This window comes from Helicobacter winghamensis ATCC BAA-430 (assembly GCF_028751035.1).
GTDB lineage: Bacteria > Campylobacterota > Campylobacteria > Campylobacterales > Helicobacteraceae > Helicobacter_D > Helicobacter_D winghamensis.
The window spans coordinates 1,570,182-1,596,817 of record NZ_CP063533.1 but is presented as its reverse complement, the minus strand read 5'-3'; the positions used below and the strand labels follow the sequence as shown (position 1 = coordinate 1,596,817).

Sequence of the window (26,636 nt, the reverse complement as noted above, 5' to 3'; positions counted from 1 at the left end):
TTCCTTTATTTTGGATTTTGGGCGATAACGCCTTTTATGATAAAAATATTCATATCGTTGATATGTGTGTAATCAAGGGTTAAGCCTTGTGATTCTAGCGTGCTTTTGACAATATAGATTCCAAGCCCAAGCCCACCATTTTTATTAGATTTTTCATCTTTGAAAAATGGCTTGCAGTGGTCTTTTAGTGAGTAAGGAAGTGGTGTGCCAAAGTTTAGAATCTCTAAATCATCACCTTTTGCACGAAGCTCTACCTTGCCCTTGCTTTTGTATTTTAGGGCATTATCTAGTAAGTTTTTTATTGCTAAAGTTAGCATTTCAAAATCACAGCGTAAAATATAGTTTTCATTAGGCAAGCTAAAAAGCTCTTGGATTTGTGTTTTATCTAAAAGTAACATTGCAAATACTTGATTTAAAATATCTTTCAACACATAATTTTGCTTATTTAAGCAATAATTGCGCGAGCTTAATTCTTCAATTTTTGCAAATTCATTAATTAGGGAATTTAGGCGTTCAAACACACTACATAAACGCTCTTTATACACAGAATTATCAATCATTTCTGCTGTGATTCTGCCTTTTGTAATGGGTGTTTTTAACTCGTGCATAATGGCGCGTAAAAACAAATGGCGTGATTGATTGAGCGCGTTAATTTTTTCTACTGCGTTTTCAAATTCTCGCGAAAGCTCCCCGATTTCATCATTTTGATTAATCTTGCAAGCAATGTTTGTTTGCCCATTGGCAAATTTTCTAATCTCTTTACGCAAGGTTTTAAGAGGCAAAATGCTTTTAATCACAAGGGCAAACAAAAACACAACGACCAAAAATGCAAAAAATGTGATAAGATAGTAATTGAAAAGCTTGTTTTTATGAAAATCTCCATAGAGTTTCCATTCTGTTGGGGTTTGAAGAAATAAATACACACCATTTTCCTGTTTAATAACCTTAGCAATAATTCCATTTGTTAGGTTTGGCGTTAAGTGATTTTCAAAGTTTTTTAGAGCTTTTTCTTCTTGGATTTGTTGCAATCCTAGTTCATAGAGATATTTTTCAATTAAATCTACATTGCCACCAAAACGCACAAGCTGGTTGATTGTAGCTAGAAACTGGCTGTATTTTAGCTGATTTTCTAGGATTTCTTTGTTTATCTCTTCGCGGATAAAATAGTAAGAAAATGCACCTAAGCCAATTATTGCTACAATAAATAGAATCGAAATTTTAACAATAATAGAATTTTTAATCATCTTTTAATTGCAGTTTATATCCAATCCCGCGCACGGAATATATATATTTTTTATTGTTTTTCTCAATTTTAGCGCGTAAACGCCCCATAATAACATCAATGCTTTTGTTGCTAGAGTCTGGATTAATTGAATCAGAGTGTGCTGCAATGGAATCGCGCGTTAAGGCTTGATTAACATTTTCTAGCATAAAGCATAAAATTTCATATTCTGCTTTAGTGAGTTCTAAAAGTTCTCCATTTAAATAAATCTCTCTGCTTCCTTTGTCTAAGCGAAAAGGAAGAATAGAGACTTTTGTATTATCTGGGTTTTTTGCTAAATTATATCTACGAAGGACACTATGAATTCTTGCGATGAGTTCTTTAGGATCATAGGGTTTTGGAATATAGTCATCAGCACCATATTCTAGTCCTAAGACTCTATCATCTATATCGTGTCTTGCAGAAGAGATTATTATCGGGATACGCTTTTCTTTCGCGACCTTCTTGCAAACTTCTAGCCCATCTAAGTTTGGGAGTGTTAGATCTAAAAGAAGGAGGTCAAAATGTCGAGTGTTTATCGCACTCATACCAGTATATGGTTCATCATAATTCGTTACATTAATATTGTGAGCTTTCAAGTATTCGCTAAGAATGGTCGCAAGCTCTAAATCATCTTCTATCATCAACACTTCTAGCATGGCATTTTCCTAACAAAAAGGAGGATTGGGTATTTTAGGGGGTTAAATAAAAATCTAGGAAAACACCAGCTAGAAAAAATATTTTCAAAGAACTTACTCACACTAAGTGTCCTTAAACAAAGGAGGAGTGGATGAAATACACTTCCTAAAAGGATAACCAAACTTAATTGCTTAAGTTTGTCTCTCAACTCATCCTGTTGAGATGGCGAAATTATAAAGAAAAATGGTAAATCAAAAGTAAATAATAATTTTTTTTTCATCTTTGGCTCTTTTTTTCATCAATAATAGCTAGCGTATATTCTAAAAAGTTTAGAATCATATCTACTTTATTTTCTATATTGCGGTTATTTGGAGATTGTAAGCCTTCAAATAGCACAAGGATTCTTTCTTGCAGTGCGTTTAAAAACTTTTCTTCTTCTAAATATTGTTTGCTAAGAAGTGTTTTTAATTCTTCTGTATTTTTAAAATCTAGTTTTTCAATTTTGCGTGCATAAGGGCTTTGCATATCCGTGTTTTTGGTGGTTTGTTCTGTGGGAAGTATATCTAAAAGCGCATCGCGTTCAAGTTTGGGTGCTTCAAAAGCGGGTTTGGATTCCATAGATTCTGCATTTGTATCAATTTCAGCTAAGGTTTGTAAAATCGCTTCTTTTAATTCCATAATTGCAATAACCACCTTTCAAATTCGTTAAATTCCACATTGCTATCCATTTGGATAAATAAATTTAGCATATCTTCATTTGCTTTGCCGTAGTTTTTGCGATTGCTAACTAGGCGTTTTAATGCGATTTTTGCTTCTGCGTTGCTAGGGTCTTTTTCTAAAATGGCTTGATAAATCTCCGCAGCTTCGTGGCGATGCCCTTGGATTTCGTAAATGCTAGCAAGAGTTAGAGTTTTCATAACGCACCTTTTAAAGCCGATATTCTAGCATAATTTAAGAGTTATTGTGTTAATGTGAAATATACTTTAAATAAAAACATTGAAAAGGAATCTAATGCAAGCTTATGGAAAAAATCATCAAAGTCTAGCGCGAGCAATTTTTAAAGAAGACTTGCCAAAGGTTATTGGCGCAAAGGATTGGATAATTGTGGATATTAGAATGCCACTAGACTTTATGGAGGGGCATTTGCAAGGGGCAGTTAATCTCACAACGCAAGAAGAACTCCAAACGCTTTTAAAAAACAATGTGGATAAAAAGATTTTATTAAATTGTTACAGCGGGCACACGGTATCTTTGCTGGGGAGTGATTTAGTTAATAGCGGTTTTGCAAATATCTATTTTTTAGATGAAGAGATTAGCTCTTGTCTGTGAGTTTTGTTCTTGTTAGTTTTGCGCAAATAAAAAGAATGTGATAAGTTAGGGTGTTTTGGAATCTTGTTTCATATGCTTTTAAATGTGCTTTTGTGAGTGTGAAATTCTGCTTTAGCGCATTAACGCCTGTGTTTTGAAAGTGTTTAAAGACATTTAAAGAGCTATCAAAGTGTAAAGTTTGTGTGGATTCAAAGGAATCTAAAATTTCACAATTTTCTAAAAGCTTGGGATAATCTTGTAAATTTAAATAATCAAGACTCAAACAAAACAACTCTTTTAGCTCTTTGAAGTTATTTGTTCCAAAGGTGCTAAATAATAAGATTCCATTTGGCTTTAATCTTTGGCTTAATTGTGGAAGTAAGGCGCGCTGATTGCTCCATTGCAGTGCCGCATTAGAGAGTATGCAGTTAAAATTTAAGTTTGGTAAAATGGAATCCAAATGTTCAAAATCCCCTTGTAAAAAGCAAATGTTAGAATCCACAAAATCACTAGAAAAATCTACCAAATCTAGCGCGTAATAATCTTTACACAAAAACGATTCCATAATTTTCTTGCTAAAATCCCCATTACCACAACCAAGCTCCAAAACAGATTCTAAGTTATTTGGTGTGTGTTTTTTGAAAAGGGCAAGCAAGGTTTTTTGCATTGCATTTTGGATTTTCGCACTTTGTTTGTAAGTGGCTTTAGAAGTTTGGAATCTCTTTTGTATGCAATCTTTGTGGATCATTAAAACTTCCAGCTAAAAAAGGCAAAATGTGGCGCATTAAGCTCTACAATGTTTGTTCTCCCGCCCCAAAATGCGCGCTGTGCTTGCGGGTTAAAGATTAAATCTCGCGTTGAAATAAGAGCAAAATCCCAAGTAATTGGCTCTAAAAGAGTGCTATGTTTGGCGCAAGATTCCATAAAAAAGGCAAGTTCATCGCATAAAAAGTTGGAATCCAAAAAGCTAAAATTTCGTGCCTTATCTAAATGTTCTCCAAAAAGATTACTTTTAAATTGCGTAATTGCTAGGTCTTTATGCTTTAAAAATTGCTGATGTGTGCGTTTAAAAAGTGTTAGGGGGATTCCATAGTTGTTTTGGATTCCATATTCTGTGCCATTAATGGCAATAGCTTTGTGGGGCTTAAAAGCGTGCGTGCTTAGAAAAATGCGCGCTACAAAAACACCCATAGAAAAGGCAATGAGTGTGATTTTGCAATCCTTTGGCAAGGCATTTAGGGAATTTACAAGCGCGTTAAAATCTAAATGTGTGTAATTATAAAGAAGAATATAATCTCTAAAAAATGGTTCAAAATGGCTAAAATGTGAAGCAAATCCACCAAAGATTAAGAAAACTTCTTGCGTGTTGTTATAAGATTTATAAAGTTGCATAGGCTATCTTTTCTAGCACTTTTACTAAGTTTTCTAAAGGCTTAGATTCCATATTTGCAGTGAGTGAAAAGCGTAAAAGGGCTTTATTTGGTGGCACGCTTGGTGTTTTAATTGCTGGGGCAAAATAGCCTTTTGTTGCAAGCATTTTAGAAAAATGCACCGCCTTTGCATTCTCTTTTAAAACTAGGCTTATAATGTTGTAATCGCCCAAAACTTCATAATCTAGCTTTTGTTGCAAGAGAGCTTTAAAATGTTTGCTTAAATTTTCTAAATGCGTCCTTTGTGCTTCTAGTTTGGGAAGCTCTAAAAAAGCAAAAAATGTGCGCGCAAGATTAACAGAGGGCAGGGCAGTAGAGTAGATAAGAGAACGCGCGGTGTTTATAAAATAATTCTTAAAAGTAGCATTACATAGCACACAAGCTCCCATAGATGATAGGGCTTTGCCAAAGGTTAAAATTAAAAAATCAATGTGTTCTAGCAAATCTAAATGTTTGCAAAGCCCTAGCCCATTTTTGCCAAAACTTCCAATGCTGTGGGCTTCATCAATATATAAATGCACATTTTTAAATTTCTTTTTTAAATCCACAAGTTTTTGTATAGGTACAAAATCGCCTTCCATACTAAAAAGCCCTTCGCTTAAAATTAAAATCGCATCATAATGCTCTGTATTTTGCGCAAGTAAGGATTCTAAAGATTCCATATTATTATGAGAAAAGCGTTTTAAATGTGGCTTTTTAAAGTCCTTTAGTCCATCAATATGGCTTGCGTGAATGGATTTATCCGCGACAAAAAGCACATTGAGTGTATTTAGTGCATTTAGGATTCCAACATTTGCGTGGTAACCGCTATTAAAGAGCAAAGCTTCTTTGTTAAAAAGCGTTTTTAAATGCGCTTCTAGTAGGCTATAAATTTCAAAGTTTCCACTAAGTAGGCGTGAAGAAGACGCGCTAAAATGGCAATGTTCTTTAAATAATGTGGAATCCAAAAAGTGTGCATTAAAATCTGCATTGCTAGATAAGCCCAAATAATCGTTGCTTGCTAGATTTAAAAGCGTGGAATCTTTAGTGATTAACCTTGCGCCATTGTGTTTTTGTGGAGCTAGAGAGCGGAAGTTGGAATCCTTTTTTAAGTTTTCCAAATGCGCTAAGGCTTTGGCATGTAGAGAGTGCATTATTGCTATGTGTTTGCGCTATCTAGAAGCTTTGAAAATTCCTTAAAAAGAGCGGCAGACTCTAAAGGTCCCGGTCCGGCTTCTGGGTGATGTTGAAAAGAACAAATTAGAGCATTTTTATAACGCACTCCTTCAATGGTGTTATCAAAAAGATTGCGATGTGTTACTTCTGCGATTTCTACAATGGATTCTGGCACAGAATAATTGTGATTTTGCGCGGTGATTTCAACCTGATTTGTGAGTAAGTTTTTCACAGGATGATTTCCGCCGTGGTGTCCAAACTTTAGCTTATAAGTGGGATAGCCTTGCGCAAGAGATAAAAGCTGATGTCCTAAACAAATCGCAAATAGAGGAATTCTAGCGTCAATTAGGGCTTTAATGCTAGCAACTTCTTGGGTTAAAACTTGTGGATCTCCGGGTCCATTAGACAAAAAGACTCCATCAAATTCTCTTTTTGCAAAACGCGCAATAAGCTCTTGTGCGTTAAAGCTATGGGGAATCACTTCTACGCTAAATCCAGCACTTACAAGCTGATTTAAAATGCTTCGCTTGATTCCAAAGTCAATGGCTAGGATTTTTCTTTGTGTGTTAGGGGTGGAGTATTTCATTATAGAAAAGTCAAAATTTCCATTTGTGTGTTGATAAGGAGCTTTTGTGCTAACTTCTTTAATGTAGTTAATTTCTTCAATTCTTGGGCTGTTTTGTAAAATTTTTTTTAATGTTTCCTTGTCTGAAACTTCTGTTGAAGCTACCATCATCATTGCGCCTTCTTCACGCAGTGTTTTTGTTAAAAGGCGCGTATCAATTTTGCAAATCCCCATTGTATTGTGGCGTTTAAGAAATGCGCTTAAACTCTCTGTTGCACGAAAATTTGAGTAATTTTCATTGTAGTGGCGACACAAGATTCCTTTAGCAAAGATTCCGCAACTTTCCATATCTTGTGAATTTGCGCCTACAATTCCAATTTCTGGCATTGTAAAGCATACAAATTGCCCTGCATAGCTTGGATCTGTGGTGATTTCTTGATAGCCTGTTAGGGAAGTGTTAAAAACGAGTTCTCCTACACTCGTCATTTCAGCTCCAAAACTTTTTGCTTGAAAAAACATTCCATTTTCTAGGTAAATCCAAGCATTTTTTAAAAAAGTTTGCATTATAAGAATCCTTTCTTTTTGAGTTCCTCTTGGTAAAGTTTATCAAAAATTAATTCATACTCTTCGCTTCCAAAAATGATTTTGCGCTTATAATTTGCAATGCGTTCTTGGACAATATCTTCAATTTCACTATAAATTTTTGAATAGCCATTAATGGCTTTAAAGATTACATTAACAATGCGTGTCTCAGAAGTGGCAGAGTCAATCAAGTCTTCTTCAAAAAGTTCATTTAAGATTTTGTGTGCAAGGTTGTTGTAGCGATCTTCAAAGTTCAAAATAAAGTTTTCATTTTCTGCAAGTTTTTTCTTAATGCGCCAGAAAAGTTGGTGTTCATCAGCTTGCATAAACTCAATCTCATCTAAATTTTCTTCTAGTAAATCTCTAGCTTTTTCTTCAATGCGAGCTTCTTCTTGAATATCTTGGGAAATGTATTGTTCTGCAACTTTGGCAATGCTTTCAAGTCCGTGTAAAATACTGACAAAGCCACAAGTGGATAAATCTAGGGCAATTTTATTTGCGATATAAGGTGCGTGTGCAAGTCTAAATTTCATAAGCGTGCCTTTGTGTAAATATTTTGATAAATTTTTGCTATTGTAGCGTTTTGTGTCTTAAAGTAAGGCTTACTTAAGCTTTAGAGATTAAAAATTTTGAAAGCCATTATTTCTTGTTTTAATGCTTGTGTTTGGCTTTCAAAACTCTTAGTATCATAAAAATTAGGAAAGTGTGCAATGTTTATCTTTGCATATTTTGCAATAAAGGAATCCATTTGTGGATTTTGATCTCCACTAATTATTAAACACAAAAGCGGAATCCCACGCGCTTCTAGGGCTTTCAAGCTTAATAAAATATGATTAATGCCCCCTAAATAATATCCCCCAACAAGCACACAAGGGAGTTTAGAGGCTTCTAAATAATCAATCATACACATTTTTAAATCAAGCGGAGTAAAAAGCCCCCCTGCACTCTCAACTAAGAGATTTCGCGCCTTTGGGAGCGGAATTTCTAGCCCTTTATAAAAAACCCCCTCCTTTTGCATTGCAATATGTGGGCTTGCAGGCGTTTGTAAGGTGATTCCATTAGTGTGGATTTTGGTTTTTGGAGAGAGAGTTTTAACCCTATCACAATCTTGTGGAATCCCAGCTTGCACAAGCTTAAAATACTCTAAATCAAAAGCATAGCAAAGTGCGGCACTCACAGCAGTTTTACCAACATCTGTATGGCTTCCAGCAATGAAAATTTGCACTAAATTAGCCCCATTTTTTCTTTGGCTTCTTTATAAGTTGCACTAGCGATTGCTTGGGCGTTTTGCGTGCCTTCTTCTAAGATTTTATGTAAATAATCCTGTTCCATAATCAATTTAGAATACATTTCACGAATGGGACGCAAGCCTTCAATCACCGCTTCAGCAACCCTTTCTTTCAAGATTCCATATCCCTTACCGCTAAACTCTGCTTCAATGCTTACTTTATCTTGTTTGCAAAAGCATTGATAAATAGTTAGTAAATTAAACACTCCCGCGCGTTCTTTATCAAAGGCGATGATGCCTTCACTATCTGTTGTTGCCTTTTTAATCTTTTTTAAAATCACATCAGGCTCATCAATTAAAGCAATAGAATGATTTGGCTTATCACTTGAGCTTTTACTCATCTTTTTAGTTGGATCATCTAGCCCCATAATCCTAGCCCCTTCTTGCATAATCAAAGGTTCAGGCACAACAAAAATCTCTCCATAATCGCGATTAAAACGCATTGCTGTATCACGCGCTAGCTCAATATGTTGCTTCTGGTCTTCACCCACAGGCACAAACTTAGCCTTATAAAGCAAAATATCCGCGCTCATTAAATTAGGATAATTAAAAAGCCCTGCAAAAATGCTTTTAGGATTCTTTTGGCTTTTATCCTTAAATTGCGTCATACGGCTTAAGTCTCCCATAGGTGTGATACAAGTTAAAAGCCAAGCTAAAGAAGTGTGTTCTTGCACTTGCGATTGAATAAAAAGTGTGGATTTTTTGGGATCAATCCCGCAAGCAAGTAACATTGCGCATAAATCATAGGTTTTTTCTTTAAGTGTTTTTGGATCTTGTGGAATCGTAATTGCGTGAGAATTAACCACGCAAAAAATATTTTCATAAGAATCTTGGCGATCCACCCAGTTTTTAACAGCACCCAAATAATTGCCTAAATGGATATTACCAGTGGGCTGAATACCAGAAAAGACACGCGCTTTTTGTGTTTGCATAAGAATCCTTAAGAATAAAATGAGACGGAATTATAACAAAAAGCATTGTTTTAAAGCACAATTTGTTAAGATTGTAAAAAATTATGAAAGAAATGGAATGATGGAGAAAAGCAAAATACAAGATAGACTTGCAAGGCGTATTATTCCTTGCCTTGATATTAAAGATGGGCGTGTGGTAAAGGGGGTGAATTTTCTAGGGCTTCAAGATGCAGGGAATCCTGTTGAGGTGGCAAAGCGTTATAACGATGAAGGTGCAGATGAAATCACCTTTTTAGATATTACAGCAACTATTCAAGCTAGAAAAACAACCTTGCAAATGGTTGAACAAGTGGCAAAAGAAGTGTTTATTCCCCTAACCGTTGGTGGTGGAATTGCAAGTTTAGAGCAAATGTATGATTTGCTAAATGTGGGTTGTGATAAGATTAGCCTTAATTCTGCGGCAATTAAAAATCCCAATTTAATCACGCAAGGCGCAAAACGCTTTGGTTCGCAATGTATTGTGGCGGCAATGGATGCAAGATGGAATCCAAAACACAAGCTAAATGGAGGGTGGGAGATTTACACGCACGGAGGGCGGAATCCTACAGGAATTGATTTGCTAGAATGGGCTAAGGAAGCTTATGATAGGGGGGCTGGAGAGATTTTGCTAACAAGTATGGATTGCGATGGAACTAAAAGTGGCTATGATTTAAAGCAGCTTCAAGCGGTTTCTAGTAGCGTGGGGATTCCGCTAATTGCAAGTGGGGGGGCTGGAAGTATGGAGCATATTTTGCAAGCTTTTGAAAGTGGAGCAGATGCAGCACTGGCAGCTTCAATCTTTCATTATCAAGAGATTAACATTAAGGAATTAAAAAAGTTTTTAAAAACAAATGGAATTGTAATTAGAGAGTAAGTTAGAATTTAAAATTTAAGATTCTTTTTGTGGGCGTTTTTCTTCAATCCAGTTTAATAGCTCCGGATTGTATTCTTGGTGGCTTCTTAGGCGAAAAAAATCCCCTTCTTTTTCTACTTCAAAGAAGCGTGCTGGGGTAGCTTGGCTAAGAATAGTTTTTAAAGTTTCTTCGTGTTTTCCAGCATAGGCTTTAAACTTCACCATAGTTTCTGGTTCTGAGATTTCACCGCGGATAATCATTTTTGCCAAAAGAGCACCCTCATCAATGCCTTTTAAACGGATTTCATTTGTGTAGTAAAGATTAATGATGTCTTTGTATTCTTTGAGCAAATGCTTGTATTGTTCAAGGGCTTTTTCGTATTGTTCTACGATACATTGTAGATTTTTAGGAAGTTTTTCTTCTGGTTTTTCTTCAGCATCGTGTTGGATTTTATGAGCTTTTCCTTGACTTGCTAACAAATAAGCATACACTTCATCCATTTGCTTTTTTAAGTGGCGCAAGCGGATTTTGATTTGATCTGATAGCATTACATATTCTATGCGATCACGCCTTGTAAAAGCAAATTTTGATGGGTTTAGCTCAAAGGTGTTATGCTCACCTAAAATATTATCCACAACAAGGCTAAAACGCGGATAGATTTCATTATAAGAGCGCACATCTTTAATATAAATATAATCTGCGATGATTTTTCCACCTAGCGTGCTGTTGATATAAGCCACTTTTGCTTCAACAGAGCCTTTTTCTAGCACATCAATAACAACCGTGTGCGCTTTAATCTCTCCGCGATGAGAGCCGATAAAGGCTATATCGGTTTGGATTTTTGCATTGCTATGTGTTTGTCCATCAATGTTTAGGGATTCTTGCTTGGGCGTTGCAGAGTTGGAATCGTTTTTTGCAGTGGTTAGCTCATCGCTTATAATGTAGCAAAAGGGCTTAATTTCTTTTAAAAAGCCATCTTTCGTGGCTTGGTATTTGATAATGTTAGAATCGCTTCTTGCGCGAATGCTAGTATCAGTTTGAATGGCATTTGTAGTAATGCTTCTAATGGGGATAAACTCGCCTTTTAGATTCCGTCCAATTTGTCCGCTAATAGGCTTGGTATAGGTAAAAATCTCATCACCTTTATGCACAGCTTGCACGCAAACACGGGGGCAAAAAGAGTCTATTGGTTGTTGTGTGGTATCCTCTTGAAGTGTGTAAAGGCACTCTAAAACGCCATCTTTTCCTTCTGTGCTTGCTACGCCAACACCGATATTTAGCGTGAGTTTTGGAGCAATTTTGCCTTGTTTTAAGACAAAAATAAAAGCATCAATTTGTTGGGAGAGTTTATTGTATTCCCTAATTCCTATAAGGTAGCCTTGTAAAGCCATTGTTTTATAGAGTTCTTGGTAGATTTCATTTTTAATGGAATCGTGATATTTGATTTTATTATTACACAAAAGCACAGCGCGTAAAATCGTGCTTTCGTCAGTAAAAAGCTTAAAACCAAAGGTGCGTTCTGGCTTTTGGGATTTTTTACACACTTCAATTTTATAGGTTTGCTTAATATCAATATTGGCAATAAAATTTGCGTTTTTAGAAAAAAGGCTTAAATCATTTACAGGTTTGTATTTGTTTTCACCTTTTTTGCTGTAAAATGTGCGAAAATCCAAAAGATAAAAGTCAATTTCTTTACCGACTTTTTTTTGGAGTTGTAAAAGTGTATTGCGCAAGTTTGTAACATCATTAAATACTCTAAAACCACGGGGTTGAAACTGCATAGGATTCCTAAAATTGCTTAAAATATTGCTTGGCTAAGGCTTCAAAATTATCTTCATCATCTAGCCTTAAATCTCGGTAAATTAGTGGTTGTTTGCAAGTTTTGCAACGGATAAAGGTGCTTTCTTCTTGCATAATTTTATGTAAAGAATCGCAAACTTGAAACTCTTTTAAATGGCAGAGACAAATGTATTTATGTGTAGGCTCATTTGCCACATCAGCGCGTTCTGCTAGGATTTTTGTTCTTTGCTCTAGGCTATATGGAATCTCTTTTATGTCGTGTAAGCGATTGCGGTAGCTTTCAATTTGTTTATCTTCTACTAAAATATGATCAATAAGCCAGTTTTTCAAACAGATATAAAATTCTTGCGCACAATTATCGGCTTCTTCTAATTCCATCATTAGCATTGAGACATTAGAAACAAGTTCTCTGTGCAAGGTTTTGTGCTTGTTTAAAAAAGGATAGCCAATGTGTTGCATATAGGTTTCTTCGGCTTTAAAATGTTCTTGCGAGCTACTAATAACTTCATTCATTTGTTTTTCAAGCTTTTGAGATTTGTCATCACCTGTGTATTTTGTAAGCTCTAGCGCATCAGAGATTTGCTGCATAAATTTTTTGTGCTGTTCATCTAAATGCTGATTTTTGATGCTAAACTCTTCGTTCCACTCTAACACTTTTGCCCCTAAGCTAGAATTTATAAGTTGGAATCTATTTTTTAAAGCACAATTATAATGCTTAATGTTTTAAAATTAGTTTTAGAATAGAAAATTTATTTTGTGCGTTATAATGTGCTATTTAAAATTAAGGAAACACTATGTCTTTACAAGAGCAACTCCAAAAAACACAGGTGGCAAAAAGGGTGCTATCTACACTTCCGCACGATATTCGCAAAGAGTTTTTGCGCAAATGTGCCGAAGTGCTATTAAAGATGGAATCTAAAATTCTTAAGGCAAACACAAAAGATTTAGAACTAGCTAAGAGCTTAAATTTAAGCGCTTCAATGCTAGAGCGTTTGGAGTTGGATTCTAAAAAGTTAGCAAATATGGCGGAATCTTTGCGGCAAATTGCAGATTTTCCAGATCCATTAAATAAGGTAATAGGCGGTTTTAGTAATCATTGTGATTTAAAGATTGAAAAAATAAGTGTTCCATTAGGCGTGATAGCCGTGATTTATGAGTCGCGCCCTAATGTAACAAGTGATGTAGCAGCTCTTTGTTTTAAAAGTGGAAATGCTTGCATTCTAAAGGGAGGCAAGGAAGCACAAAATAGTAATGAAGCGATTATGGAAGTGTTTTATAAAGTTTTAGGGGAGTTTGGGTTGTCTAAAGATTGTATGGTGTTACTTCCATCTATGAAAAATCGCGATGAGTTAAAAGAGATTTTAAATGCTAAGGGGCTAATTGATTTAGTAATTCCACGCGGCGGAGAGGGCTTGATTAGTTTTGTAAGTGAGAATGCAAGGATTCCTGTGATTAAGCAAGATAAGGGGGTTTGCCATATTTTTGCACATCACACTTGCAAGCAAGAGAGCGCAATTTCTGTGATTGTTAATGCAAAAACTTCCCGTCCTAGCGTGTGCAATGCGTGTGAAACCTTGCTTTTAGATTCCAGCTTTGCAGAAGAATTTTTGCCAAAAGTGGCAAGGGAATTGCGTGAAAAAGGCACGCTTTTAAGGGGCTGTGCTAGAAGTTGTGAAATTTTAAAGGAATCTAACATTGAGTGTGAGCCAATTTCTTTAAGCGAATATCATAGGGAATATGGGGAGAATATTTTAAACTTGCGTGTTGTGGAGGGCTTAAGCGGTGCATTAGAGCATATTAACACTTTTAGCAGTGGGCATAGTGAGGCGATTTTAGGTGAAGATTATAGCGTGATTGAAGAGTTTTTAAATGCAGTAGATTCTGCTTGTGTATATGTCAATGCTTCTACGCGCTTTAGTGATGGTGGGGAGTTTGGTTATGGGGCTGAAGTTGGAATCTCTACTTCAAAACTCCACGCCCGTGGTCCTATGGGCGTAGAATCGCTAACGAGTTATAAATACAAGATTCGCGGAAACTATCAAGTGCGCTAGAGCAAGTCAAATTCTATTTGGCGTTGCGTCCCAAATAATCACCTAAGAATTTTAACTCTTCATCACTAATTTCTGTTTTGCGAAAAAATGGCATAGAGTGTTTGCCGTAACGCACAAATGTGCTAACTAAATCAGGTGTTAAATCTGTGCGTTCTTCCAGCATAGCCGGGATTCCAAGCCCTTGATAGGCAACAGCAAGCGCATTGGTTCCGGGCATTCCTACACCGTGGCAAGGCTGACACCATTTGCTATAAATTTGCTGCCCTTTTCTTTGGGATTTGGTGAGTTTTTTTGCATCCACAGATGAAAATGCCGCTGGAGAGTGTGGAGTATTTGGCATATATTCAAAAGCTCCCACGCTCTTACCCTTTGGCAGCCATTCTTTAAAAGAATCTGCGTGCGCTAGATAGACTAAAGCAAGTGTAACAAGAATTAGCTTTTTCATTTTTTATCCCCTTGTTTTAAATTTTTTAGAGTAATCTCATCAAGTTTGCTATTAGCAAAGCGTTGCGATCTTGCGTTTTTCGGATAGATTCCACCACGCCCAGGAGCTAGGATTCCATTTGGATCAATGCAATCTTTAAGTTGTTCATTAAAACGCAATAAAGCATTGTTGTTGAAAGAATACGCACCCATGACATCATCTTGGAAAGTTGGTGCGGCACGATAATCGCCCCAGCCATTTTCTGCTGCAACCCTAACCATAGTGCGATATGCTTGGCGGAGCTTTAGATTATGCTCTGGGTCAGTGCGTGAATTACCAAAAGCTAACATAAAGCAAAAAGCCCGATACATCCAGCTTCTAGGGTGAGCAAATGGTGTAATTGGCGATTCCATTCCCAAATCGTGGAAAACTTGGATATACACATCTTGGCATTTTAGTAACTCTTTCCCATCGCGTGGAATAATAGGGGAGAACCATACATGTCCATCGCTTGGGGTGGTAGCTTCACCCCTTGTGCTAAGCCAGAAAATCTCCATATTTGGAATCCCTAAGCTTACTTTATGTTTAAGTTGTGTTTTTTGCTCCGCATTTAATGGGAGTGAAAACTCTTGCACGACTTTAATTTCAGCGTCTTTGACAACCTTAAAACGCTCTTTAATGTAATTCATATTTGCATAGCAAGTGTCTTTACAACCATAAATGGGAATATCAATTTGCCAATAAGGAATGTTTTTATTTAAAGCATAGTTTTGGATTTTGTTTAAATCCGGCAAGCCTTTTTTGGAGGTGAGATAGCTTTTTAACTCTGGATCCATTGCTTTACCGTGTGGAGGATTTAAAGGACTGCGATAAAGAGGCCAACCGACAATAAAGCTATCCTCTAAGTAATTTAGAATTTCAACAGCCGGGATTAAGTCATCTCTATGTTTCATTGTTAAAGAAAGAAGTAAATAATGCTCAGGTTTTGGCATCATCCAAAAACCCATTTTAGTTACGATTCCAAAGTTTGATTGAGAGAAGAGTCCATCTACATAAGGACCATAGCCGTATTTGTTTTCTGCAAATGTTTTTGCTCCGGGCAACGCCCCCATACCTGTGCGCAAAATCTCTCCATTTGCTAACACGACTTCCATTCCACAATGTGAGCCAAAGTGGTCTCTATACATTCCATAGCTATATCCCCAGCCGTGATCTAGAGCATTGCCTACAGGAGATCCCCAGCCTGGATCTGGAATATCTAAAAAGACATTTAAATTATTGCGTTCTACATATTCATAAAGGTCAAAATAGCTAACGCCCGGCTCAACAATACAGAAATTACGCTTATCATCAACTTCAATGATTTTATTCATACGCTTTAAATCCACAATAACATCGCCCCTTCTTTGTGGCGCGGAGCTTCCATAGCCTAGATTTTTACCTGTGGAGATAGGAAAAAGTGGAATCTTATATTTATTAGCAATTTTTACGATTGTTTGCACTTCTTCAGTGCTTTTTGGAGCTAGGGCAAGTGATGGGATAGGCTCATCAGCATCGTCCCATTGCGGACTATAAGCATCGCGATATAATCCCAAATCTTCTTCACTTTTAAAAACCCATTCCTTGCCTATTGCCTTTTCAAACTCTTTACAAGCGGCTAGAAAATCGTTTTCTTTAACATCTATTGGTAAAATCATAGTTTAACTCCTTTTGGTGTAAGCACCCAAGTGCGCACTCCATTATTTTTTGCATTATAAGCCACACGCAACCCATAATCTGCTGCCATTGTGCTAAGGACAAAAAAGGTTGCTTCTGTGCTTATGCTTGCAATAATTGCCTTACTTTGAAATGCGGTTTTTAAATCGCTATAAATCGCACGAATATCGCCATTAACCTCTAAAGCCTTATCTGCTTGTATGTTGCTAAAATCGCCATTACACATTAAGTCTTTAATGAAATATGTTGCTTTAATGTTTTCTTGGCTTTGCTTTGAAAAATCTAACATTTTTGCGTCTAAATTAGAGATTCCAAAAGCAACAACAGCAGAGCTTTTTAGGAAATTTCTACGGGAGATTTTAGACATACAACTCCTTGTGTTGTTGGATTACAGAAAGTTAAAAAATATTTAACTAAATGCGCTTGAAATTATAGAAGCTAGAACTTAAATTGCGCTGATAACTAGCAAGATTCTCTTAGGGATTTTTCTAGTTGAAATCTTTTCATAAGATTGATTACCTTAAAAGGCAGTAACCACACTCTACCCCTGCCCTTTTGCTTTGCTTTTAAAGCTTCTTTGCCAATTTCAAAACTAAGATTATAGTAATCTTTTGGGATTTCCTTATAGGAGTTGGAATTTAAAAGTGCGTAAAAAGGAATCAAAAAATAAAGCTTGTAACGCGCAAAAGTCAATAAAGTGTATCCTAAAGACACTTGAAGTTTTGCTTTTTTGCTAGCTTTGGTTTTTAAAGGTATTATCATATCTTTAAATTCGGGCGTTTTTTCTACCATATTCCACCAATGCTCTCCCAAAAATTCCCCTTTTATATCTGTATATATCTTATCATCATTCCAAGGCTTAAAGCCTAGATAATAGTGTAAAATATGGGGATTTTTTAAAGCTTTATTTAAATCCTTGCGCGTATAAAAAAGATTAAAATTTTTTGTATCATCACAGGCTTTTGCATTAACATAATAATACACTAGAGTATTCCAAGATAGTGGTAAAATTTTAATCTTATCTTTTAAAACCACATTTAAGGCACTTTGGTCGTGTTCTTTGCAATGGTATTGATTTAGGGTTTCTATGAGCTTGGATTCCAACTTTTGAGATTTCCATTTTTCTAAATCTATTAAGAGTAAGCCAGCATTAAAATAATCCTTTGAAAGATTTAGCATTGGAAGAGCTTTGTTTTTTGGCTCTAAAATGCGATTTGCTTTGTAGTCAAGCACCGCGCCACAAATTTTACCTTCTAAATCTATGGCAAAAATTTCTCGCAAATCCTTTAAAACTAGCATATCCACATCTAAATACAACGCCTTCTTATCCTTTATAAACCTAGTAAGGAATAAGCGATAATAGGTTAAATGGTTGCCATTAAGCGCATTTAAGTGAGTAAATTCTGCATTACTGCAAAGATGAAGCTTGATTTCTAGGGGATAGATTTTAGAAAGTTTCCTTTGGAGATTTTGAAGCTTTTGTTGTGTGGAATCTGCAATAAAATCGCTTAAAATATGGAAGCAATAAGGCTTATTATGCCCCCCCCCCCCTTCATTTTTTGCTTGTTAGTGTTATAAATGATACTTGTAATTAGCACACTTGCATATTTAATGTAATTTTCATCAGAGCTTAAAATAATGGGGTAAGTTTCTTGTATATATCTCCTTTTTAGATTATTCTAGCTTTTAGACTACTCTTTATCTTTTTTCTTTTTCTTCTCTTTTTTGCTCTTTGCTTTTTCTGCATCTTTGTTACCTATTTCTCTATTTGCGTCACTTGAAAACATTTTGACACTAGAATAATAAGACACAACGCCCGGATCTGCTAGCAAGCAAACATTTTCTGCGTCCTTGTCTTCATAATCAATTTTGGAGAGCAAAATTCTAGCAAGATTAATTCTAGCGCGTTTTTTGTCATTGGAATCTACAATTAACCACGGAGCAAAAGGCGTATGTGTGCGTGAAAACATTTTTTCAAACGCTTCTGTGTATTCGTCCCACAAGTTTAAAGAAAGTTCATCAATAGGGCTTAATTTCCAGCGTTTTAGTGGTTCATCTTTGCGGCTTTCAATACGCTTTCTTTGCTCTTCCCTGCCCACATCTAAGAAAAATTTAAAGAGAATATAGCCACTTTCAATTAGCATTTGTTCTAGGTGGGAGACTTGAATAATAAACTCTTTGTATTGCTCGTTTGTGCAAAAGTCCATAACCTTTTCTACGCCTGCGCGGTTATACCAACTTCGGTCAAAAAACACAATCTCACCGCCATTTGGCAACTCATCAATGTAGCGTTGAAAATACCATTGTGTTTTTTCTACATCGCTAGGTTTTTGAAGCGCAACAACGCGCGCTCCACGCGGATTTAAATGCTCCCTTAAAGCCTTGATTGTTCCACCTTTTCCAGCTGCATCACGCCCTTCTAAAATGATGATAATCTTCTTTTGGTGTTTTTTGACCCAGTTTTGTAGTTTGATGAGTTCAATTTGTAACTTTACGATTTCTTTTTCATAGAATTTTTTATTGATCTTGCCTTTGTCGTTATAAACTTCGCCTGGTTTTTCATCTTCTGGGCGCACCACTAAAGTTTTGCTCATAATTTCCTCCAAATTTAGCTTAAAATAGCTAAAATTCTACCATACAAGGATTAAAAATAAAACAAAAAGGAAAAATTTGAATCTTTTAATTTGTGTGGGTGAGAATTACCGTGATTTCGCGCCTTTAAATCAATATGTTCAAAATACTGCTAGGACAATGTTTGGGGTTTTGGATTCCATTTTTTATTTACAAGAAGTCAAAGATATTTTTGGTAGTATCCAAGAGAGATTAAACATATACAGCAAATGTTTAATTATTGCTCCAAAAGAAATGTTTGATGATATTTTGCAGGCGTTTTTAATATCTAATAAAAGAATGGAATCTAACAATGTAATTTGTGTAGAAAATGCGCAATTACAAGTTATTTTGCTAGATTTACAAAATGCAGCACAGCAAGAATTGACACAGCTTTTTAGTGTTGTTGGTGAAAATATGGAATCTTTTTTGTATCTTTATCCTTTGGGGGTTGATGCAACTTCAGCACAAATGCTTCTAGGAGGGATTGCAAAGGATTTTGGAGTATGTGTAAATGCGCTAAATACACAATCCCATTTAGGTGTTTTGAGTGCTAGAAATGGGGATTTGCAAGGTTTTAGGTTGGCAGTTAAAGAAGCATTTGGGGAGAAGATTTTTTTAACATTTGATTTAGCTAGAAGCGTGATTGAGCTTTTAGAGAAAAGAAATCTTAAAATCACAAGTGCTGAGAGTTGCACAGGTGGGCTAATTGCTACTACGCTGACGCGTCAAAGTGGCGCAAGTGCAGTTTTTGATGGTGGTGTGATTAGTTATGCAAATGTAATTAAAGAAGAGTGGTTAAGCGTAGAGGCGCAAAATTTAGCGCAGTTTGGAGCAGTAAGTGAAGCAGTAGTGCGTGATATGCTTAATGGCGCGCTTAAACTCTCTGGATCAGATTTTGCGCTTGCAACAAGTGGAGTTGCAGGACCTAGTGGGGGGAGTGCAAGTAAGCCAGTTGGCACCGTGTATATCGGAGCAAAAAGTATTGAGGGATTAGAAATTATTGAGCGGTTGCATTTTAGTGGGGATAGGAATTTTATTCAAGAGCAGGCAACTTTATACGCATATTTATTGTTTTTAAGAATTTTTTTTAAAAACTATTGACTTTTATGCTTTAAATCTCTATAATTACACTTCCTTTTTAGCGACCCGCTAGCTCAGTCGGTAGAGCAATTCCCTTTTAAGGAATGGGCCGTTGGTTCGAATCCAACGCGGGTCACCACTAAATAAAAGTGGCTCCTTCATCTAACGGTTAGGATACCACCCTTTCACGGTGGCTACAGGGGTTCGAATCCCCTAGGAGTCACCACTTTTATTTTTTATTTAATCTTTCTTGGTCGCTTAGCTCAGTTGGTAGAGCGCCACCCTTACAAGGTGGATGTCATAAGTTCGAGTCTTATAGCGACCACCACTTTTGGAGCGGTAGTTCAGTTGGTTAGAATACCTGCCTGTCACGCAGGGGGTCGCGGGTTCGAGCCCCGTCCGCTCCGCCACTTCTTGAATTTTATTTAAATCTTTAGTAGCTTCTGTTTTTAATATTTTTGAGCTTTGGCTGTCTTTTTAAATTAATTAGAAAAATATATGGCGCAGCTTATTGTATTATGATTTTGAATTTGTGGGGCAAAATTAAAACAGATGAGGCTGCGCATAATTCTAAATAATTCTTATTATTTTCCTCCCTTTGTAATAGGCGCGTTTTTCGGACTTCTTCTTTGGTATCTAAATAGATAAAAATATCTGCTTTATCAAGGCGATGTATGCTAGAGCCTATGCAGAATACGATTTTTACATAAGGTGGTAAGAGTCTTAAAAAAGGCTTTAAGTTATCTCTTTGCGCTATGTTGTCTAATTTGAATTTTATTTTGGGGCGGATTACAAATAAATTTAGACTCATCACATTATCATCAATAACTGCTATTTCATAAGGATAGAATTTTGCCCCCCCCCCCCTGTATTTAAGCCATTTTTGCGGATATAACCTCCAAGAGTGCTTTTTCCGCTCCCCGGTAATCCACTAAGAGCGATAAAGATTCTTGGTTTATTTTTAAGTGCTTCTTGGCAAGTGAGTGCGATACGCTCTAAGGTTAGCAAGTCAGGCTTGTATTTCATTATTTGCTTAATTTTTATTTTTATCTACTAGTTTTCCAGCACCAATCCAAGGCATCATTGCCCTTAGGCGTTCACCAACTTTTTCAATAGGGTGATTTGCTAGGTTTTTACGCTCTGCATTCATTCTTGCATAGCCTGCTTTTCGCTCTAAAATAAAGTCTTTTGCAAAACGCCCTTCTTGTATGTCTTTTAGGATTGCTTGCATAGCTTTTTTAGATTCCGCATTAATTACACGCGGACCGCTTACCATATCTCCATATTCTGCGGTGTTTGAAATAGAATAGCGCATATCTGCAAGCCCACCTTGATACATTAAATCCACAATCAATTTTAGTTCGTGTAAGCACTCAAAGTATGCCATTTCTTCAGGGTATCCAGCTTCCACTAGTGTTTCAAATCCTGCTTTTACAAGGCTGCTAACTCCCCCACAAAGCACTGCTTGCTCACCAAAAAGATCGGTTTCTGTTTCGTCTTTGAAAGTTGTCTCTATAATTCCACTGCGTCCGCCACCAATAGCACTCGCATAACTTAGTGCGATCGCCTTTGCATCGCCTTTGCTTGTGTCTTGTTCCACTGCGATTAAATCAGGGATTCCACCACCGCGCACAAACTCGCTTCTAACCGTGTGACCAGGAGCTTTTGGGGCTACCATTATTACTCCCACGCCTTTTGGAGCCTTGATTTGTCCAAAGTGAATATTAAAGCCGTGTCCAAAGGCAATAATTTTATCTTCTGCTAAATGTGGAGCAATGTCGCGTTCAAACACATCAGCTTGAAGTTCATCAGGGATTAGAATCATAATCAAATCTGCCCATTTTGTTGCTTCGCCAACTTCTAAGACTTTGAAGTTTTTAGCTTCTGCTTTGCTCCAGCTTCTGCCACCTTTGTAAAGTCCAATAACTACTTCTACACCTGAATCTCGCAAATTCTCCGCGTGGGCGTGTCCTTGAGAGCCAAAGCCGATAATGGCAACTTTTTTCTTTTGAATGAGTCCTAAATCACAATCTTTGTCATAAAATACTTTTAATGCCATAGCAAACACCTTGTTTAAGTAAAATGTAAGATTGGCGATTATATTGCATTTTTCCTTAGTTGATACTTTGCCTGCTGGATTCCAACTTGAAAATTCTTAAGGTGTGAAAAAAATGTAAAAAATGCTAGAATATGCGTTTAAAATGTTTTGGAGGAATATGGAATGTTTGAACGCATTGATGGAATTTTGCGAGAGATTGAAGAGGCGCAAGCAGAGATTCAACTGCTTTTAGGAATGGCAAAAATTTCTTTTGTGGATTATATTATGATAAAACGCGGTGCGCAAGATATTCCAGAGGGACTTGGCGCGTGGAATCTCCAGCAAATTGATAATGAAGTTTCACGCCTAAAAGATGCAATTGACGCGCTCAATAAAATCAAAAGGGAAGTTCTGGTTTGGTAGATGAAATCTAAAATGCGCGTGAAGCTAAGTCTTTAAAAAATACTGCAAAATTCTGCTTTTTTAGAATCTAGTTGCGATAAGCTAGAATCTAAAAGGCTTATTGTAGATTCTATATTTTCAATAGCGGATATAATTTTTTCTTGTGCTTCAATGGGCGGGAGTGGGATTTGCAAGGATTCATAAAAGCTTATTGGCACTCTTCTGTGTCCGCTTGAGCCTGTCATATTTTTCGCCGCTTCTTGTCTTATAGAATCTTGATTAAGACAAGCAAATAAAAATTTATTGTTTAGCCCCTTATGTGTTCTAAAAATATGAAATTCACTACTTCCCATGCCTAAACCATTTGTAAGATTTTTTGCAATGGCACATTTTCCATTTTCCATACAAGGCGTGATTTTAGCTATCAAAATATCATTTTCCGCAAAATAGGTATAGCTCCCTTTTCTAAGCTCTTTTAGCGGCTTATCAACTTTGTTTTGGATATAGCCTTTATCTGTCACACTTGCCATTTCCACAAAAGAAATGATGGTATTTTCATCAATATTTGCAATTTCTTTTTTGCTTGGATTAAGGGTAAGGTATTTTTTATTATTAAGCTTGATTGTATCCCAGCCTTGTTTTGGTGGAGTAGGGAGAGAATCTATCAAGGATTCTAGGCTTTGAGTAAGTCCGGCTTTTTTCAAGATTGTTGTAATGAAGCGTTGTAAGGTCTTTCTTTGTGAAAGGAGAGATTCTATCTCGCTTAAGATTTCTTTAAGCTCTGCCTGTTCTCTCTCTCTCTCTCTCTCGTTGTTGGCATTCAAGGCGTTAGCTAAAATCTCTGCTTTTGCTTTTTCTAACATTTCAAGTTTAGAATTTATCAAAGCGATTTGAGATTCTACGCTATCAATAGCACTTACGATTTTTTCTTGTGCTTCAATGGGTGGGAGTGGGATTTTGATAGTATAAATATCATTACGATTTACGCCCGGGACACCTATGCCAAGTTGCATTTTTTCCAAATTAAGATTTTGCAAAACAAAATAAAGTAGCTTCAGGTTATATTGCTTTTTTCTTTTTACATAGAATGTTGTATCAATGGGATAACAATTTTTTTCAATATAAGTTATTTTGCCAGCTGAACCCTTACGCCCCACAATAATAGCAGGAGATTCTACAAAATATTCATTGTGATAGCCTACTATACCATTAGAACCCATAACAGGATAGTCGCCTTTTATCCTCTTGTTTTCTTGCAATGCTTTTCCATACTCTAAAGAAAGAACATTACCTATTTTTTCTACTTCCCAGCCTTGTTTTGGTGGGGTGGGGATAGAATCTAAAAGGGTTTTTAAGCCGCTTGTATTTGTCATACTGAAGGGCTTTGAGCGTGAAGTGTCTAATTTAGATTCTATTTTTTCTTTTTCACAAGGGGGAGGGGCTTGAATTGCGAAGTCGCTCCCTCCCCCTTGTGTATCCCCCACCCCGACAACGCTTTCAAGGTTGTGCTTCGCACTTTCATTGATTTTTATTGTGGCAAAGTCGTGCTTTGCCACCGCAAAATTTGCAAAAAAATCTAGCTTAGATTCTAGCTCTTGTATAGAATCTAGCAAGGAAGCGATGAAGTCTCTACTGCCCCCCCCCTCACTAGAATCTACAATGCCACATTTGACTAAAATAGCTTTTATCAATTCTTGGTATTTTTCTATGCTCATTCTTATGGTGTTATACTGCTCTTCTACTTTTTTCACATTCTTCTACGATTTGGGTTTGGATTTTTATATCTGGTTTTGGGATTTTTAAGCGTTTGTATAGATTCATATCCAAGTTTCTTATACCGCTCATTCCCCCTTGCATTGCAAAAGTTATGCCTTGCTGATAGATATAATGCAATACTAAATGCAAGAAAAAGGGATTAATATCATCTCGCGTAACTCTTAGTCTTGTTGTAAAATTTGAAAAAGAATAAGGCTCATTTGTTTGAAAGGTAAAAATAACAACCCTGCCTACTGCTTGAGTGCTACTTCCACCTGATTTTTCTATGATGATGTCGCCATATTCTAGTTTTCTTTTTTCAAATTGACTTTTTTCAACTTCAAGTTCTGGGTATTCAGAATCTAGCTTTAAAGTGCCTTTTAATGAAAAATTTGTATTTCTAATGACCTTTGCTTTTATAAAGGGAGGTTTTTTGCCTGTCCATAAACCACCTATAAATTCTCCACATTCTGCAAGTGCAATTTGCTCAATATCACTTTTCCACAAAGATATAATTTTGACTTTTTGTGTTGGCTTGATTCTTTTCCTAAAATCCACTTCATCAAAATCTAGCATATCAATAAGGCGTTTTTGTTTGATATAAGATTCTAATTCTTGTTGAGCTTCTTGCTCTTTTGTTATGTCTTTTTGAAAGTGATTGTCTAAGGATTTTACATCAAGTTTATTTAAATATTCTTGCATAATGTAAAAGCTAATTTTAGAGCTATCAAAACGATTTTTAGGATTATAAAGAGGGGTTAGAATTTCGCTTATAGCATTTATGCCTGAAGTGGTAATGTATTGTATGCCCTCTTTGCCTTTGGAGCTACTCCAAGCATAGCCTAGAAATTTCTTTTGCTCTTTGGTATCGCTTGGGGCTTTGATGATGAGCGGGGTAGAATCTAAAGAGTAGCAAAAGTATAAAAACTTCTGCGCTTCAAGCTCTCTTATAAACTCTTGCTTACTTTGGCTTGGGGTGAAAGGATTTGCCGCTTTGTGTTTGGTGCTTTTTTTATTGTATTCGTCTTTTTCTTTTTGGATTAAAGCATTGTAGGCATTTGTGTATTCTTTAAAAAGCTCGTTTTGATAGAGTGTAGAATCTTCTTGCAAATTTAGCTCTAAAAGGGCTAAAAACTCATCTCTATCATACGCTCTAAAGGCGCAATAGGAGTGTATGAGTGGTAAAAATGTATTTGAATCTTCCTTCAAATAGGCTATGTCATTTTGCAAAATGTGGGCGCAAAAATCCTCATAATCGTTATTTTGCGTAGTTTGCGCTCGTGTGTTTTTCTGCTTACGCAGGGCAAAAAGCACGATTGGGCTGGTATTTGTTTTAAAAAATGTTGCTGAACCTAACTCACAGATAGCAATAATATAAAAATCGCGTAATAAAATTTCTCTTGTTGGTTTATTAAGTGGGATACCTTTATCGTTTTCTAATATGGTATTTGGCAGGACAAGGGATAAAAGTCCATTGCTTTGCAGGGCTTTACTTGCTTTTTCAATAAAAAAACATTGTATTGTGTCATTTGATTCTATATTAAGATTATCATTAAAAAGCTCATAGGATCTTCTTGTCTCATCGCTTAGCACATTTAAAAAGCCATCTACGGAATAAGGGGGATTTGAAATAAGCACATTAAAGCTAGAATCTTCTATGCCGCATTCAAGTGAGTCGTTGGCTAGAATTTCCATCTTGGTTTGGTGCATAAAGGAGGCGATTTTGGCGATTTTGGCGATTTTGGCTAGGCGGGGGTCTTTGTCTTGACCTAGGAATTTGGCTTTTTGATAGGGCTTGTTGATTTCGGCGTATTGGGTGAGAAAATGCCCCGCCCCGCAAGAGAAATCTAGCACTTTAGAATCTTTTAGCACGGGCAGGGAGTGGATAATGAAATTAACTAATGGCACAGGGGTGAAATACTGCCCCTCTTGCTGGGGCATATCGTGGATATAGCTTTCAAAATAATCGCCTAAGATATTAGAATCTGCGTTTTTTGTGAAAGCGGTGTCCTCTAGCTTTAGCACTATGGGTAGAAGAATCTTAAAATTTTTATAAAAAAGCTCTTTGTTATAGACTTCTATAAAATTAAAATCGCCATTAGAAAAATATTTTAATCGCGTAAAAATCTCGTATATGGCTTTTCTAGGACTTATGGCTTTAATACTTGCACCGAAAGCTTTGTCAATATCATTTTTAGAAACATAAGTAATCTTTTGCTTTAAATATTTTTCCATTCCTGTTTTGTAGAGCTTTTGGAGTCTATCGACTAAATCAAAGGCAGAATCTTGCATATTGCCACGCCAGCTAAACTGCAAATCATTTGTGTTTTCTAGCTCATCGGTGATTTTACAAAGAAAAAGATTCATTAGCCCATTTAGTGCTAACGACCTATCGCCCACTGCATTTGCTCGTAAAATTGTCGCCCATTCGTGTCGCTTTTTTTGGATTTCGCTTTGGCTCATAGGCTTTAGATTTTCTAGCTTGGGCTTGAGCTTGGTGATATTATAAATGGCAATTTCATCTTCAAAAATTCCGCTTTTTTCAACTTCTTTGGCATAAATGTCGCTCCATACTTTGAAGACTTCTTTATTGGAATTAGCGTCTTTGTAGCCTTGCTTTTTGTTTTGCGCTAAGAACTCTTCATTATCCTGCATATTGATGATGTATTTTGGTATGTTATGGCTTTAGATTCTTGGGTGGATTCTAGGTCGCTGGTGTAAAGGC

Annotated in this window: 28 protein-coding genes and 4 tRNA genes; 9 read left to right on the top strand and 23 right to left on the bottom strand. The window is 36.4% G+C overall.

The features are described 5' to 3' along the window. Positions 1 to 5: 5 nt before the first annotated feature. From IP358_RS08195 to IP358_RS08180, 4 genes are all read right to left on the bottom strand, one after another. The gene (locus IP358_RS08195; protein WP_006802920.1) at positions 6 to 1,244 is read right to left on the bottom strand and encodes an ArsS family sensor histidine kinase; all 1,239 of its coding nucleotides are present in this window, start codon (positions 1,242 to 1,244) and stop codon (positions 6 to 8) included. Next, entirely contained in the window at positions 1,237 to 1,920 is a 684-nt protein-coding gene (locus tag IP358_RS08190; protein WP_006802921.1) for a response regulator transcription factor, read from the bottom strand. The genes IP358_RS08195 and IP358_RS08190 overlap by 8 nt, the downstream gene beginning before the upstream one ends. Before the next feature lie 256 nt (positions 1,921 to 2,176). Next, positions 2,177 to 2,578 carry a CiaD-like domain-containing protein gene (locus tag IP358_RS08185; RefSeq protein WP_006802922.1) on the bottom strand — a complete coding sequence of 134 codons (402 nt, stop codon included), beginning with the start codon at positions 2,576 to 2,578 and terminating at the stop codon, positions 2,177 to 2,179. Beyond that, positions 2,569 to 2,817: a tetratricopeptide repeat protein gene (locus IP358_RS08180; protein WP_006802923.1), complete on the bottom strand. Its 249-nt coding sequence runs from the start codon at positions 2,815 to 2,817 to the stop codon at positions 2,569 to 2,571. Before IP358_RS08180 ends, IP358_RS08185 begins: the two co-directional genes overlap by 10 nt. A 94-nt stretch (positions 2,818 to 2,911) precedes the next feature. Between IP358_RS08180 and IP358_RS08175 the strand changes: the two genes are divergently transcribed. Beyond that, on the top strand, positions 2,912 to 3,229 hold the full coding sequence (locus IP358_RS08175) for a rhodanese-like domain-containing protein (RefSeq protein ID WP_006802924.1): 318 nt from the start codon (positions 2,912 to 2,914) through the stop codon (positions 3,227 to 3,229). Here the strand turns inward: IP358_RS08175 and IP358_RS08170 are convergent. From IP358_RS08170 to trpS, 7 genes are all read right to left on the bottom strand, one after another. Beyond that, positions 3,213 to 3,956, bottom strand: coding sequence for a methyltransferase domain-containing protein (locus IP358_RS08170; RefSeq protein ID WP_006802925.1), 744 nt, complete (start codon positions 3,954 to 3,956; stop codon positions 3,213 to 3,215). The two genes, IP358_RS08175 and IP358_RS08170, sit on opposite strands and share 17 nt — an antisense overlap. Next, positions 3,956 to 4,600 carry a pimeloyl-ACP methyl esterase BioG family protein gene (locus tag IP358_RS08165; protein WP_006802926.1) on the bottom strand — a complete coding sequence of 215 codons (645 nt, stop codon included), beginning with the start codon at positions 4,598 to 4,600 and terminating at the stop codon, positions 3,956 to 3,958. The genes IP358_RS08170 and IP358_RS08165 overlap by 1 nt, the downstream gene beginning before the upstream one ends. Next, positions 4,587 to 5,771, bottom strand: a complete 1,185-nt coding sequence (locus IP358_RS08160; RefSeq protein ID WP_006802927.1) for an aminotransferase class I/II-fold pyridoxal phosphate-dependent enzyme — start codon at positions 5,769 to 5,771, stop codon at positions 4,587 to 4,589. The genes IP358_RS08165 and IP358_RS08160 overlap by 14 nt, the downstream gene beginning before the upstream one ends. Positions 5,772 to 5,776: 5 nt before the next feature. After that, positions 5,777 to 6,922, bottom strand: coding sequence for a glutamine-hydrolyzing carbamoyl-phosphate synthase small subunit (gene carA / locus IP358_RS08155; RefSeq protein WP_006802928.1), 1,146 nt, complete (start codon positions 6,920 to 6,922; stop codon positions 5,777 to 5,779). Continuing rightward, on the bottom strand, positions 6,922 to 7,473 hold the full coding sequence (locus IP358_RS08150; RefSeq protein ID WP_006802929.1) for a DUF507 family protein: 552 nt from the start codon (positions 7,471 to 7,473) through the stop codon (positions 6,922 to 6,924). The genes carA and IP358_RS08150 overlap by 1 nt, the downstream gene beginning before the upstream one ends. An 80-nt stretch (positions 7,474 to 7,553) precedes the next feature. Beyond that, a complete protein-coding gene (bioD, locus tag IP358_RS08145; RefSeq protein ID WP_006802930.1) occupies positions 7,554 to 8,165 on the bottom strand; it encodes a dethiobiotin synthase in 612 nt (203 codons plus the stop codon). Then, a complete protein-coding gene (gene trpS / locus IP358_RS08140) occupies positions 8,165 to 9,160 on the bottom strand; it encodes a tryptophan--tRNA ligase (protein ID WP_006802931.1) in 996 nt (331 codons plus the stop codon). Before trpS ends, bioD begins: the two co-directional genes overlap by 1 nt. A 100-nt stretch (positions 9,161 to 9,260) precedes the next feature. On the opposite strand from trpS, the gene hisF reads away from it, so the two are divergent. Further along, positions 9,261 to 10,052: an imidazole glycerol phosphate synthase subunit HisF gene (hisF, locus tag IP358_RS08135; RefSeq protein ID WP_006802932.1), complete on the top strand. Its 792-nt coding sequence runs from the start codon at positions 9,261 to 9,263 to the stop codon at positions 10,050 to 10,052. A gap of 15 nt (positions 10,053 to 10,067) precedes the next feature. Here the strand turns inward: hisF and IP358_RS08130 are convergent, their stop codons facing one another. Beyond that, positions 10,068 to 11,813 carry a flagellar assembly protein A gene (locus IP358_RS08130; RefSeq protein ID WP_006802933.1) on the bottom strand — a complete coding sequence of 582 codons (1,746 nt, stop codon included), beginning with the start codon at positions 11,811 to 11,813 and terminating at the stop codon, positions 10,068 to 10,070. Positions 11,814 to 11,820: 7 nt separating this feature from the next. After that, positions 11,821 to 12,486, bottom strand: a complete 666-nt coding sequence (locus tag IP358_RS08125) for a bacteriohemerythrin (RefSeq protein WP_006802934.1) — start codon at positions 12,484 to 12,486, stop codon at positions 11,821 to 11,823. Positions 12,487 to 12,626: 140 nt separating this feature from the next. On the opposite strand from IP358_RS08125, the gene IP358_RS08120 reads away from it, so the two are divergent. Continuing rightward, positions 12,627 to 13,883: a glutamate-5-semialdehyde dehydrogenase gene (locus IP358_RS08120; RefSeq protein ID WP_006802935.1), complete on the top strand. Its 1,257-nt coding sequence runs from the start codon at positions 12,627 to 12,629 to the stop codon at positions 13,881 to 13,883. A 13-nt stretch (positions 13,884 to 13,896) separates the two neighbouring features. Here the strand turns inward: IP358_RS08120 and IP358_RS08115 are convergent, their stop codons facing one another. The 5 genes from IP358_RS08115 to ppk2 form a co-directional block, all read right to left on the bottom strand. Then, on the bottom strand, positions 13,897 to 14,328 hold the full coding sequence (locus IP358_RS08115; RefSeq protein ID WP_040498733.1) for a c-type cytochrome: 432 nt from the start codon (positions 14,326 to 14,328) through the stop codon (positions 13,897 to 13,899). Next, a complete protein-coding gene (locus IP358_RS08110; RefSeq protein WP_006802937.1) occupies positions 14,325 to 16,004 on the bottom strand; it encodes an FAD-binding oxidoreductase in 1,680 nt (559 codons plus the stop codon). Before IP358_RS08110 ends, IP358_RS08115 begins: the two co-directional genes overlap by 4 nt. Continuing rightward, the gene (locus IP358_RS08105) at positions 16,001 to 16,390 is read right to left on the bottom strand and encodes a twin-arginine translocation signal domain-containing protein (protein WP_006802938.1); all 390 of its coding nucleotides are present in this window, start codon (positions 16,388 to 16,390) and stop codon (positions 16,001 to 16,003) included. Before IP358_RS08105 ends, IP358_RS08110 begins: the two co-directional genes overlap by 4 nt. 95 nt (positions 16,391 to 16,485) lie before the next feature. Further along, positions 16,486 to 17,523 (bottom strand): glycosyltransferase family 8 protein, encoded by a 1,038-nt coding sequence (locus tag IP358_RS08100; RefSeq protein WP_248613416.1) that lies wholly within the window; start codon positions 17,521 to 17,523, stop codon positions 16,486 to 16,488. Between the two features lie 191 nt (positions 17,524 to 17,714). Continuing rightward, complete coding sequence (ppk2, locus tag IP358_RS08095; RefSeq protein WP_006802940.1) at positions 17,715 to 18,617, bottom strand: polyphosphate kinase 2; 903 nt, start codon at positions 18,615 to 18,617, stop codon at positions 17,715 to 17,717. A gap of 76 nt (positions 18,618 to 18,693) precedes the next feature. Here ppk2 and IP358_RS08090 point away from each other — a divergent pair, with 76 nt between their 5' ends. The 5 genes from IP358_RS08090 (at position 18,694) to IP358_RS08070 (ending at position 20,126) form a co-directional block, all read left to right on the top strand. Then, complete coding sequence (locus tag IP358_RS08090) at positions 18,694 to 19,737, top strand: CinA family protein (RefSeq protein WP_006802941.1); 1,044 nt, start codon at positions 18,694 to 18,696, stop codon at positions 19,735 to 19,737. A 42-nt stretch (positions 19,738 to 19,779) separates the two neighbouring features. After that, positions 19,780 to 19,855: transfer RNA gene (locus IP358_RS08085), tRNA-Lys, on the top strand. Between the two features lie 12 nt (positions 19,856 to 19,867). After that, positions 19,868 to 19,942, top strand: a tRNA-Glu gene (locus IP358_RS08080). A 26-nt stretch (positions 19,943 to 19,968) separates the two neighbouring features. After that, positions 19,969 to 20,044, top strand: a tRNA-Val gene (locus IP358_RS08075). 5 nt (positions 20,045 to 20,049) lie between these two features. Further along, a tRNA-Asp gene (locus IP358_RS08070) sits at positions 20,050 to 20,126 on the top strand. Positions 20,127 to 20,224: 98 nt separating this feature from the next. On the opposite strand, the gene IP358_RS08065 is transcribed toward IP358_RS08070, so the two are convergent. The 3 genes from IP358_RS08065 to ilvC are packed head-to-tail and all read right to left on the bottom strand — an operon-like array spanning position 20,225 to position 21,775. Beyond that, a complete protein-coding gene (locus IP358_RS08065) occupies positions 20,225 to 20,527 on the bottom strand; it encodes a hypothetical protein (protein WP_148401147.1) in 303 nt (100 codons plus the stop codon). Between the two features lie 20 nt (positions 20,528 to 20,547). Beyond that, the gene (locus IP358_RS08060) at positions 20,548 to 20,742 is read right to left on the bottom strand and encodes a hypothetical protein (protein WP_006802942.1); all 195 of its coding nucleotides are present in this window, start codon (positions 20,740 to 20,742) and stop codon (positions 20,548 to 20,550) included. 7 nt (positions 20,743 to 20,749) lie between these two features. After that, positions 20,750 to 21,775 (bottom strand): ketol-acid reductoisomerase, encoded by a 1,026-nt coding sequence (gene ilvC, locus IP358_RS08055; RefSeq protein WP_006802943.1) that lies wholly within the window; start codon positions 21,773 to 21,775, stop codon positions 20,750 to 20,752. 162 nt (positions 21,776 to 21,937) lie between these two features. Between ilvC and IP358_RS08050 the strand changes: the two genes are divergently transcribed. Further along, the gene (locus tag IP358_RS08050) at positions 21,938 to 22,177 is read left to right on the top strand and encodes a DUF2443 domain-containing protein (RefSeq protein WP_006802944.1); all 240 of its coding nucleotides are present in this window, start codon (positions 21,938 to 21,940) and stop codon (positions 22,175 to 22,177) included. Positions 22,178 to 22,209: 32 nt separating this feature from the next. Here IP358_RS08050 and IP358_RS08045 read toward each other — a convergent pair whose 3' ends face one another. Next, entirely contained in the window at positions 22,210 to 23,907 is a 1,698-nt protein-coding gene (locus tag IP358_RS08045; RefSeq protein ID WP_083781397.1) for a restriction endonuclease subunit S, read from the bottom strand. After that, positions 23,882 to 26,566, bottom strand: coding sequence for an N-6 DNA methylase (locus IP358_RS08040; protein WP_006802945.1), 2,685 nt, complete (start codon positions 26,564 to 26,566; stop codon positions 23,882 to 23,884). The genes IP358_RS08045 and IP358_RS08040 overlap by 26 nt, the downstream gene beginning before the upstream one ends. Positions 26,567 to 26,636: the final 70 nt, after the last annotated feature.

Bases quoted from the DNA above. Each gene is read 5' to 3' on its own strand.
- IP358_RS08105 (WP_006802938.1), bottom strand. From the start codon at position 16,390: ATGTCTAAAATCTCCCGTAGAAATTTCCTAAAAAGCTCTGCTGTTGTT.
- hisF (WP_006802932.1), top strand. From the start codon at position 9,261: ATGGAGAAAAGCAAAATACAAGATAGACTTGCAAGGCGTATTATTCCT.
- IP358_RS08065 (WP_148401147.1), bottom strand. From the start codon at position 20,527: ATGAGTCTAAATTTATTTGTAATCCGCCCCAAAATAAAATTCAAATTA.
- IP358_RS08110 (WP_006802937.1), bottom strand. From the start codon at position 16,004: ATGATTTTACCAATAGATGTTAAAGAAAACGATTTTCTAGCCGCTTGT.
- IP358_RS08180 (WP_006802923.1), bottom strand. From the start codon at position 2,817: ATGAAAACTCTAACTCTTGCTAGCATTTACGAAATCCAAGGGCATCGC.
- IP358_RS08130 (WP_006802933.1), bottom strand. From the start codon at position 11,813: ATGCAGTTTCAACCCCGTGGTTTTAGAGTATTTAATGATGTTACAAAC.
- ppk2 (WP_006802940.1), bottom strand. From the start codon at position 18,617: ATGAGCAAAACTTTAGTGGTGCGCCCAGAAGATGAAAAACCAGGCGAA.
- IP358_RS08120 (WP_006802935.1), top strand. From the start codon at position 12,627: ATGTCTTTACAAGAGCAACTCCAAAAAACACAGGTGGCAAAAAGGGTG.
- IP358_RS08050 (WP_006802944.1), top strand. From the start codon at position 21,938: ATGTTTGAACGCATTGATGGAATTTTGCGAGAGATTGAAGAGGCGCAA.
- ilvC (WP_006802943.1), bottom strand. From the start codon at position 21,775: ATGGCATTAAAAGTATTTTATGACAAAGATTGTGATTTAGGACTCATT.
- IP358_RS08195 (WP_006802920.1), bottom strand. From the start codon at position 1,244: ATGATTAAAAATTCTATTATTGTTAAAATTTCGATTCTATTTATTGTA.
- IP358_RS08165 (WP_006802926.1), bottom strand. From the start codon at position 4,600: ATGCAACTTTATAAATCTTATAACAACACGCAAGAAGTTTTCTTAATC.
- IP358_RS08040 (WP_006802945.1), bottom strand. From the start codon at position 26,566: ATGCAGGATAATGAAGAGTTCTTAGCGCAAAACAAAAAGCAAGGCTAC.
- IP358_RS08060 (WP_006802942.1), bottom strand. From the start codon at position 20,742: ATGAAATACAAGCCTGACTTGCTAACCTTAGAGCGTATCGCACTCACT.
- IP358_RS08115 (WP_040498733.1), bottom strand. From the start codon at position 14,328: ATGAAAAAGCTAATTCTTGTTACACTTGCTTTAGTCTATCTAGCGCAC.
- IP358_RS08175 (WP_006802924.1), top strand. From the start codon at position 2,912: ATGCAAGCTTATGGAAAAAATCATCAAAGTCTAGCGCGAGCAATTTTT.
- IP358_RS08150 (WP_006802929.1), bottom strand. From the start codon at position 7,473: ATGAAATTTAGACTTGCACACGCACCTTATATCGCAAATAAAATTGCC.
- IP358_RS08170 (WP_006802925.1), bottom strand. From the start codon at position 3,956: ATGATCCACAAAGATTGCATACAAAAGAGATTCCAAACTTCTAAAGCC.
- IP358_RS08190 (WP_006802921.1), bottom strand. From the start codon at position 1,920: ATGCTAGAAGTGTTGATGATAGAAGATGATTTAGAGCTTGCGACCATT.
- IP358_RS08185 (WP_006802922.1), bottom strand. From the start codon at position 2,578: ATGGAATTAAAAGAAGCGATTTTACAAACCTTAGCTGAAATTGATACA.
- trpS (WP_006802931.1), bottom strand. From the start codon at position 9,160: ATGCAAACACAAAAAGCGCGTGTCTTTTCTGGTATTCAGCCCACTGGT.
- IP358_RS08160 (WP_006802927.1), bottom strand. From the start codon at position 5,771: ATGCACTCTCTACATGCCAAAGCCTTAGCGCATTTGGAAAACTTAAAA.
- carA (WP_006802928.1), bottom strand. From the start codon at position 6,922: ATGCAAACTTTTTTAAAAAATGCTTGGATTTACCTAGAAAATGGAATG.